This window comes from Lysinibacillus sp. EB271-A1-10B, from assembly GCF_058791335.1.
Genome location: NZ_JBYTDL010000022.1, coordinates 78,055 through 85,183, shown reverse-complemented (window position 1 = coordinate 85,183; position 7,129 = coordinate 78,055). Strand labels below are relative to the sequence as shown.

The window sequence follows — 7,129 nt, the reverse complement described above, 5'->3', positions numbered from 1 at the left end:
TTTTCTTTAAATTTAACCATACAAAAACTGCACCTCCAATTGTTAGATTGAGTGTCTAATAATTGGGGAGCAGTTCACAATTGTGGAAGGTTTTTATTATGCGCTTTGACAGCAATTGAGATGGACAAACAACTAAATGCCTAATGATTGTCGAAGTTTCTGATAGTTAAATAGAGTAAAAAGCTGTTATTAATGCAATATGTTCCAACGAATAGTTCATCTACAATATATTAGCAATTGTTACGTAAAAAGATTGAAAAAAGGACAACAGGTATAGAACTACACTAATTCCTGTTGTCAACAGGCTGTAAAGAGCAATGAAGCAATTATACAATCGAGATAGTTAGTTTAAACTCTGAGCATTGTTATTTTCTTTTATACAATCTTCTTTCTTTATGTTTGCAATAAATACACCTATTAAAGTAATCAAGCCGCCTGTTAGGGCCGAAAAATGTGGAACCTCACCAAGCCAGATCCACGCAATAAGAAATGCAAAAACAGAAGTTAAATAAAGTGTACTCGTTGCTTCAGCTGCTCCTGTTCGTGATGTAACATAGGCTAGCATAAAATAGGGAATGATTGTTGGAAAAATGCCGAGATACAAAGTGACGAATGTTGCATTTAACGGCGCGTCCATAATGGCTTCACTCAAGCCAGATGAGAATAGCAACATAAAGATAGTACCTGACCAAATTGCGTACATCGTGAATGGAAGAGCCCCGTATTTTTCTACATAACGACGTTGAAAAACAAAGTATATACTTTCTGAAAGGGATGCTATTAAAACTAGGATGATCCCCGTATTAAAAACAAAGTTTCCGGTTGAACCTCCTACAGAAATAAATGCTACACCACAAAAACCAACAAGTGAACCAAGCCATCCCGATAACCCAAGCTTCTCTCGATAAAAGAATACAGCTAACAAGGCGGTGAATATTGGGGTTGTTGAAACAAGTAAACTTGCAACGCCAGCACTAATCGTTTGCTCCCCATAATTAAGCGCTACTTGATATACAGTGAATCCTAAAAAGCCAAGTAATAAAATAATTGGGATATCTTTTTGTGCAGGTAAAGGCGTTTTTGTAATAACTGCGATGATGATTAATACGAATGAGCCGACTAATAATCGTAATAGTGATATATGTTCGGGTGAATAAGCCGTCAATGCGACTCGGATTCCTGGGAAAGCTGATGCCCATAAAAGGATCATTAAGAAATGAGCAGATATAATTTTTAAATTGAATGTTTTAAACATAATTACACCTCGTTCTACTTTTATCATCCAACCGGTTAAATTGATGATTTTAATGTTAATAGGACTTTGGTAAAATTTCTTCAACCGGTTAAAATAAAAATAACCAACCAGTTCATTAAAGGGAGTACATATGAAAAAGCCAAAATACCAATTAATTATTGATTTTATTAAAGAGAAAATTGCGAAAGGGGAGTGGGCGATCGGCAGTCCTATACCAAGTCAACGTAATCTGGCCAAACAGTTTGAGGTTAATCGGAGTACAGTCATAACAGCCTTAGAGGAACTAATGGCAGAAGGACTCATTGAAGGAAAAGCAGGAAAGGAAACTGTCGTCACCAATAATACTTGGACTTTGATGGGGGCAAAATCCTCGACGAACTGGAGTGGAAATATCACTTTAGGAACGCATAAACCAAGCGTTTCTATGGTGCAGGAAATTAACGAAGCGGAATCGAATGCGAATCTTATTCAGTTGAGTAAAGGGGAGTTATCACCAGAGATGTTCCCTTTAGAAGAGATGAAAGCCGTTGTTCAAAAAGTTTCGAATCAATTGACCACTTTTGGCTATGAAGAGCCGAAAGGAAATATAAAATTACGCCAAGCCATTAGTGATTATTTAAAAGTAAGAGGAATTGAAGCTTCACCGTCGTCCATTCTTGTCGTTTCTGGTGCGCTCCAAGCTTTACATCTAATTTCAATTGGTCTCCTAAAAAGAGGTTCATCGGTATTGTTAGAAATGCCGTCCTACCTTTACTCATTGACTGTTTTTGAGTCTGCTGGGATGGCGTTGCAAGGATTAACGATGGACAGTGAGGGGATTATTATAGATTCCATTTATCCGACTAATGAAAAAGGCAAGAATATTTTATATACAATCCCAACCTTCCACAACCCAACAGGCGCATTAATGCAATAAGAGAGGCGACAGGAATTAATGGCCTACTGTGAAAGAGAGCAACTGCCAGTTATAGAAGATGATGTGTACCGTGATTTATGGATTGACAATCCACCACCTAAACCACTAAAAGCGATGGACCATTACGGGAATGTATTGTATGTTGGAAGTTTATCCAAAACCCTTAGTCCAGGATTACGAATTGGGTGGGTAGTAGGTTCGGAGTCAGTCATTAATCGATTAGCAGATTTAAAAATGCAATCCGATTATGGATCAAGTACTCTTTCTCAGCTCGTAGCAGCAGAGTGGCTATCAAGTAATCTATATGAGGATCATCTTGATAAAGTAAGAGAACAACTTAACATTCGTAGAAAAGTTGCTTTAAATGCACTAGATAAATATTTGAGTCCTTACGCTACGTGGGACATCCCAAAAGGTGGATTGTTCATATGGGTTAAAATAAATCCAGAATATAAAGTAAAAAGGCTGTTTGAGAAAGCGTTATCCAACAATATTCTTCTGAATCCTGGTAGTATTTATGCCGAAAAATCAGGATTATTTATACGAATCTCCTACGGGTATGCTCCACTCAAAACAATTAGAGAAGGCATTTTAAAATTAAGTGAAATTATTAAACATCAATAGATTGTAATGGAGGGGTAAAATGAAATTACGAAACAAATTACCGCAAAGTGACCCGAATTTACATGTAGAACTAATTAATAATGGCTGGATTCCACTGAAAGAACCTAAAAATTTAATAAGTGCTATTTTGTTATCGACCCCTTTAATGATTGTCGCCTCAATGATTTCTATTGGGGTAATAAATATTTTCTCCAGTATTTTTTTGAGCGATTTTGGATTTTCATCTGGTGTAATCACTATAACAATTAACTTTAGTATTATTTTGTGGCTAGCCTTACTAATGATCATTCATGAATTACTTCATTTGATGTTCATTCCTAATTTTATGAAATCAGAAAAAATATCTGTAGGGTTTACTCTGTTCGGGGCTTTTGTTATTACGGAAGAAGAGATTTCAAAATCAAGATATATCTTCATTACGGTTGCTCCTTTTATAATACTGTCAATAATTTTGCCACTAATTTTAAGTGTAGTTGGACTCTTGACAACGACATTAAAGTTCTTGGTCATACTAAACGCAATGGGATCGTCAGTTGATTTACTAAATCTTCTTCTTATAATGAAACAGGTACCGAAAAACGCAACATTAACATGTAATGGACCAAATACTTATTGGAAAAAAGCTAAGTCTGGGTAAGTCACCTTAATAGGAATAATACCGTTATAGAAAACATAAGAAAGAGGAGGAGGCAATGATAATACGTTTTTTAAAATTTCTGTTCTTTTGACATACAGCTGACACACTTCATCGATATAGTGTAGATACAGCTTGGTTAAATCTAAGCTTAGGGGCAAACACCCCGTTACACTAATTCAAGGAGTGAATAAGAATGAAAATAAGAAGTAAGATTTCGATTTATGCTATGACAGGAGCTTTATCAATAGGGATAATTGGCGGTACAACTGTTCCAACTCTTGCAGCTACAAATCAAAAGGAAACAGTAAATGTAGATAAATACAAAAATTTGGATGCTGAAACACAACAAAAAGTTGATGAAATTTTAAACAACCTAAAGACTGAACTAGCTAATTTAGGGGTGTCATTATCTTCAAAATATAATGGAAAAGGCGATAAATTCGCTAATTTAGACGACGAAACAAGAACACAAGTACAAGAGATTATGAAACAGCTTAAAGAAGGTGCCTTAACTCAAGAGGAAGCGAATACAAAACTGAAAGATCTTGGAGTAACCCTTCCAACCCATATTGGAAAAGGCGAACAATTCGCCAATTTAGATGATGAAACAAAAACACAGGCACAAGAAATTATGAAGCAAGTTAAAGAAGGTGCCTTAACTCAGGAAGAAGCGGATACAAAACTGAAAGACCTAGGAGTAACCCTTCCAACCCATATTGGAAAAGGCGAACAATTCGCCAATTTAGATGATGAAACAAAAACAAAGATACAAGAAATTATGAAGCGAGTTAAAGGGGGTTCTTTAACTCAAGAGGAAGCGAATAAAAAACTAAAAGACCTAGGAGTAACCCTTCCAACCCATAAAGAAAAAGGCGGAAGATTCGCGAATTTGGATGATGAAACTAAAAAAGAAGCAACAAAATTAATTGAGAATGCAAAAAAACAAATGGAAGAACTAGGGGTTGATTTCCCTACAGAAAAGTATAATCAATTAATTGATTAACAATTTTCACGAGCAATAAAAAGGTCCTAAAACCCCTGTTTTACTAGGATTTTAGGACTCCTTTTTATTTAGGCTAGATCTTTCATATATTTCGTAACATTCCCTAAACAACAACTACCTTGAGGATTGTTTATCTCGCAGCCACAACGGTTTTCTTTAATATTTGCACGAATATGATCTAATGGATTTGGCGTCAATTCATTTTCTACATAGTGTTTAATTTTGTCTTTAGTCCAATCAAAACAATAACAAACAGGTGTACTTAATGAGTCATCCTTTTGATGCACAGTTATCTTTATATCAGGAAGAGTGTACTCCTTATTACTCGTATCAAAATAAACGACATGACAATCTACCGTAGAACAAAAATAGTGATTTTCCATAGCATTTATTGTTCCTAATACAGATGGTTTAAGCAATGATTTTATTGTTATTAGTTGTATATTTTTAGCTTTATTTTTACAAGACGGACAAATAATAGTGTTATTAATATTATTTTTTTTAGGGCTACTACAACAATTTCCCATCTTTGATTCACCTCGTACGATTTATTTTCTGCTACTAAAGTTTTAATAGCAAGATGTTGGTTAAAACTCTTAATATACCTTAAAGTATAAACCATATAAGAAGGTATAGGGGTAAAGGAATTGCTTCTTTATCAACAAGACAGTGAACACGAGATTATTGAAAAAATAGAAGAAATTTGAAATAATTAGTTAAAAATTGATTTTTATCAGGAGAGTGAAAAATGCGAAACTTTATAAGCGGTAGTTTGTTTATAATTTTTACTTTGTTGTTAACGGGGTGCGTGGGTGTAGAAAAAGAAAACGAAAAATCAATATCAAATACGAAATTAACCATTGAGCCATATAAGATGAGTGAAAAAGAAGAATTACTCATTAGTAAAACAGGTGTAGAGCAAATTGCATTTTTTAAGTTGGAAGGCAATTTGAAGGAAGATGATGATTTACAATTTACCGTAGAGGTGTATGAAAACGGTAAACTTAAAGAAGAGTCGCTAAGTACTTCGAATGAACCACAAACAAAGTTTGAAGATTGCATCGTTTCTTTTGGAATAAATAACATTAATGACAAGGACCATTCTTTACAACTGATAAGTGGTATACCTTCTGGGTTTGCTACAACTAATTATTCTAATAACATGACATCTTCATCTTTCAGTAAGCTAGTAAGTGAAAAAGTTACTTTAGAGAAAAATAAACCTATTTATTTAGCGGCGTGGGTAGGTACTACAAAAGATAAATTGAGGTTTGTTGGAAGCGAAAATGGTGAATTACCCGCGGGTATTGAAGAAGCTGAGTTTGCACTTTTATACAGAATTTTATGGACCAATAATGTAAAGAAATAACTTCTGTTTTTATATCTTCTTAAAAAGACAAATACTATAATATTAAAAGGAACCAAGTTATTCTACAAAATGTGTAGAATCAACTTAGTCTTAATGTAATAGTCTATATGAAAATAACATTCTTATAAAAGAAAATACTAAAAGGTGATAAATTATATGTTATTAGGATTTGAATGGTTCCCTAAAAGATGGGGGAAAAGAAAAGTTTCGGAACGTTTTCTTCAAGCAAAATTTACTGAAGAAGGTAAAGGGATTACGATTATTACATATGCTGTAGATTTATATGTACTATCTATTCCTTTACAAGTGAAAAAATATAATTCATTGTAATTTATGAGTGTCAACATATTTTGTTGACATTTTTTTATTTGAAAGGCATGTATTCAAATTGGTTGTGTTTGACTTAAAATGTGAAAATAAATAACATCCTAAAATAACAATCAACCCTCCAATCCCTTGAGTCCAAGAAATGCTTTCTCCTAAAAATAAAAACGCTAAAAGTGCCGTGAAAATCGGATTGAAATTAAGGAAAACACCGGATGTTGTAGCCCCTAATTTTTGAATACCAATACTCCAAAGTACCATACAAACAACCGTGGAGATAAGCCCAGTATATAAAAGAGAAAGAATAAATGAATGATTAACATTGGAAATGGTAAAATCCTTAAGGTTAAACGGTAATAGTACAAGAAGTCCGAATATTCCTGAATACAAAGTAGACATTAGTGGCGAAGTAGTCTTCATTGCCCATTTACTACAAACGGAATAAATTCCCCATACACATACAGCTGCAATCATCCATAAATCACCCAAATTAAAATGAAAAGACAATAAAAAATCGATATTCCCCTTTGAAAGTACGAGATGCACACCAAACAACGAAACTAGCATTGAAAGTGCTTGAAGTTTATTCATTTTTTCATTTAGAAAAATAAATGAAAAAAACGCAATAGAAATTGTATTTAATGTTGAAATGAGACCAACATTTGTCGACGTAGTTCTTTCTAATGCTAAAAATTGAAAGATATTGAACAATACCACACCTGAAATGCCCATTAAAAATAAAGGGAGAAGGGCAGCTCGAGAGGGAAGAAGTTTTTTCTCTTTCCACCATACCATTGGAAGAAGGGCTGCAATGGCAATGAGCCACCTTAAGCTCGTCAATGTTAAGGGGGAGGCATGTTCCACAAGAGATTTGCCCACTACAAAATTGCCGCCCCAAAGCAAACTGGTTAAAAGCATTAATAAAACATAGATATTCATCAAATCACTATCTCTCCTTTGATTGTTTTACGTACAATCAACTTACATATTTAATAAAAGAA

At 34.1% G+C, this 7,129-nt stretch carries 7 protein-coding genes and 1 pseudogene; 5 read left to right on the top strand and 3 right to left on the bottom strand.

What is annotated here, in order from left to right; translation table 11 throughout:
- Positions 1-343: 343 nt before the first annotated feature.
- Positions 344-1,255, bottom strand: a complete 912-nt coding sequence (locus tag AC3WSK_RS21390) for a DMT family transporter (protein WP_079563210.1) — start codon at positions 1,253-1,255, stop codon at positions 344-346.
- 130 nt (positions 1,256-1,385) lie between these two features.
- On the opposite strand from AC3WSK_RS21390, the pseudogene AC3WSK_RS21385 reads away from it, so the two are divergent.
- The 3 genes and pseudogenes from AC3WSK_RS21385 (at position 1,386) to AC3WSK_RS21375 (ending at position 4,435) form a co-directional block, all read left to right on the top strand.
- Positions 1,386-2,795, top strand: a pseudogene (locus tag AC3WSK_RS21385) (aminotransferase-like domain-containing protein).
- Positions 2,796-2,814: 19 nt separating this feature from the next.
- The gene (locus tag AC3WSK_RS21380) at positions 2,815-3,432 is read left to right on the top strand and encodes a DUF3267 domain-containing protein (protein WP_079563212.1); all 618 of its coding nucleotides are present in this window, start codon (positions 2,815-2,817) and stop codon (positions 3,430-3,432) included.
- Between the two features lie 193 nt (positions 3,433-3,625).
- Positions 3,626-4,435 carry a hypothetical protein gene (locus AC3WSK_RS21375; protein ID WP_492414487.1) on the top strand — a complete coding sequence of 270 codons (810 nt, stop codon included), beginning with the start codon at positions 3,626-3,628 and terminating at the stop codon, positions 4,433-4,435.
- Between the two features lie 68 nt (positions 4,436-4,503).
- On the opposite strand, the gene AC3WSK_RS21370 is transcribed toward AC3WSK_RS21375, so the two are convergent.
- A complete protein-coding gene (locus tag AC3WSK_RS21370; RefSeq protein WP_079563214.1) occupies positions 4,504-4,962 on the bottom strand; it encodes a putative iron-sulfur cluster-binding metallochaperone in 459 nt (152 codons plus the stop codon).
- Positions 4,963-5,183: 221 nt separating this feature from the next.
- On the opposite strand from AC3WSK_RS21370, the gene AC3WSK_RS21365 reads away from it, so the two are divergent.
- Entirely contained in the window at positions 5,184-5,804 is a 621-nt protein-coding gene (locus tag AC3WSK_RS21365; RefSeq protein ID WP_079563215.1) for a YgaN family protein, read from the top strand.
- A 156-nt stretch (positions 5,805-5,960) separates the two neighbouring features.
- Positions 5,961-6,134: a hypothetical protein gene (locus tag AC3WSK_RS21360; RefSeq protein ID WP_170939041.1), complete on the top strand. Its 174-nt coding sequence runs from the start codon at positions 5,961-5,963 to the stop codon at positions 6,132-6,134.
- Here AC3WSK_RS21360 and AC3WSK_RS21355 read toward each other — a convergent pair.
- Positions 6,126-7,067 carry a DMT family transporter gene (locus AC3WSK_RS21355; RefSeq protein WP_079563273.1) on the bottom strand — a complete coding sequence of 314 codons (942 nt, stop codon included), beginning with the start codon at positions 7,065-7,067 and terminating at the stop codon, positions 6,126-6,128. The two genes, AC3WSK_RS21360 and AC3WSK_RS21355, sit on opposite strands and share 9 nt — an antisense overlap.
- Positions 7,068-7,129 lie beyond the last annotated feature (62 nt).

Coding starts and splice junctions, on each gene's coding strand:
- AC3WSK_RS21390 (WP_079563210.1), bottom strand. CDS start 1,255: ATGTTTAAAACATTCAATTTAAAAATTATATCTGCTCATTTCTTAATG.
- AC3WSK_RS21375 (WP_492414487.1), top strand. CDS start 3,626: ATGAAAATAAGAAGTAAGATTTCGATTTATGCTATGACAGGAGCTTTA.
- AC3WSK_RS21370 (WP_079563214.1), bottom strand. CDS start 4,962: ATGGGAAATTGTTGTAGTAGCCCTAAAAAAAATAATATTAATAACACT.
- AC3WSK_RS21380 (WP_079563212.1), top strand. CDS start 2,815: ATGAAATTACGAAACAAATTACCGCAAAGTGACCCGAATTTACATGTA.
- AC3WSK_RS21355 (WP_079563273.1), bottom strand. CDS start 7,067: ATGAATATCTATGTTTTATTAATGCTTTTAACCAGTTTGCTTTGGGGC.
- AC3WSK_RS21360 (WP_170939041.1), top strand. CDS start 5,961: ATGTTATTAGGATTTGAATGGTTCCCTAAAAGATGGGGGAAAAGAAAA.
- AC3WSK_RS21365 (WP_079563215.1), top strand. CDS start 5,184: ATGCGAAACTTTATAAGCGGTAGTTTGTTTATAATTTTTACTTTGTTG.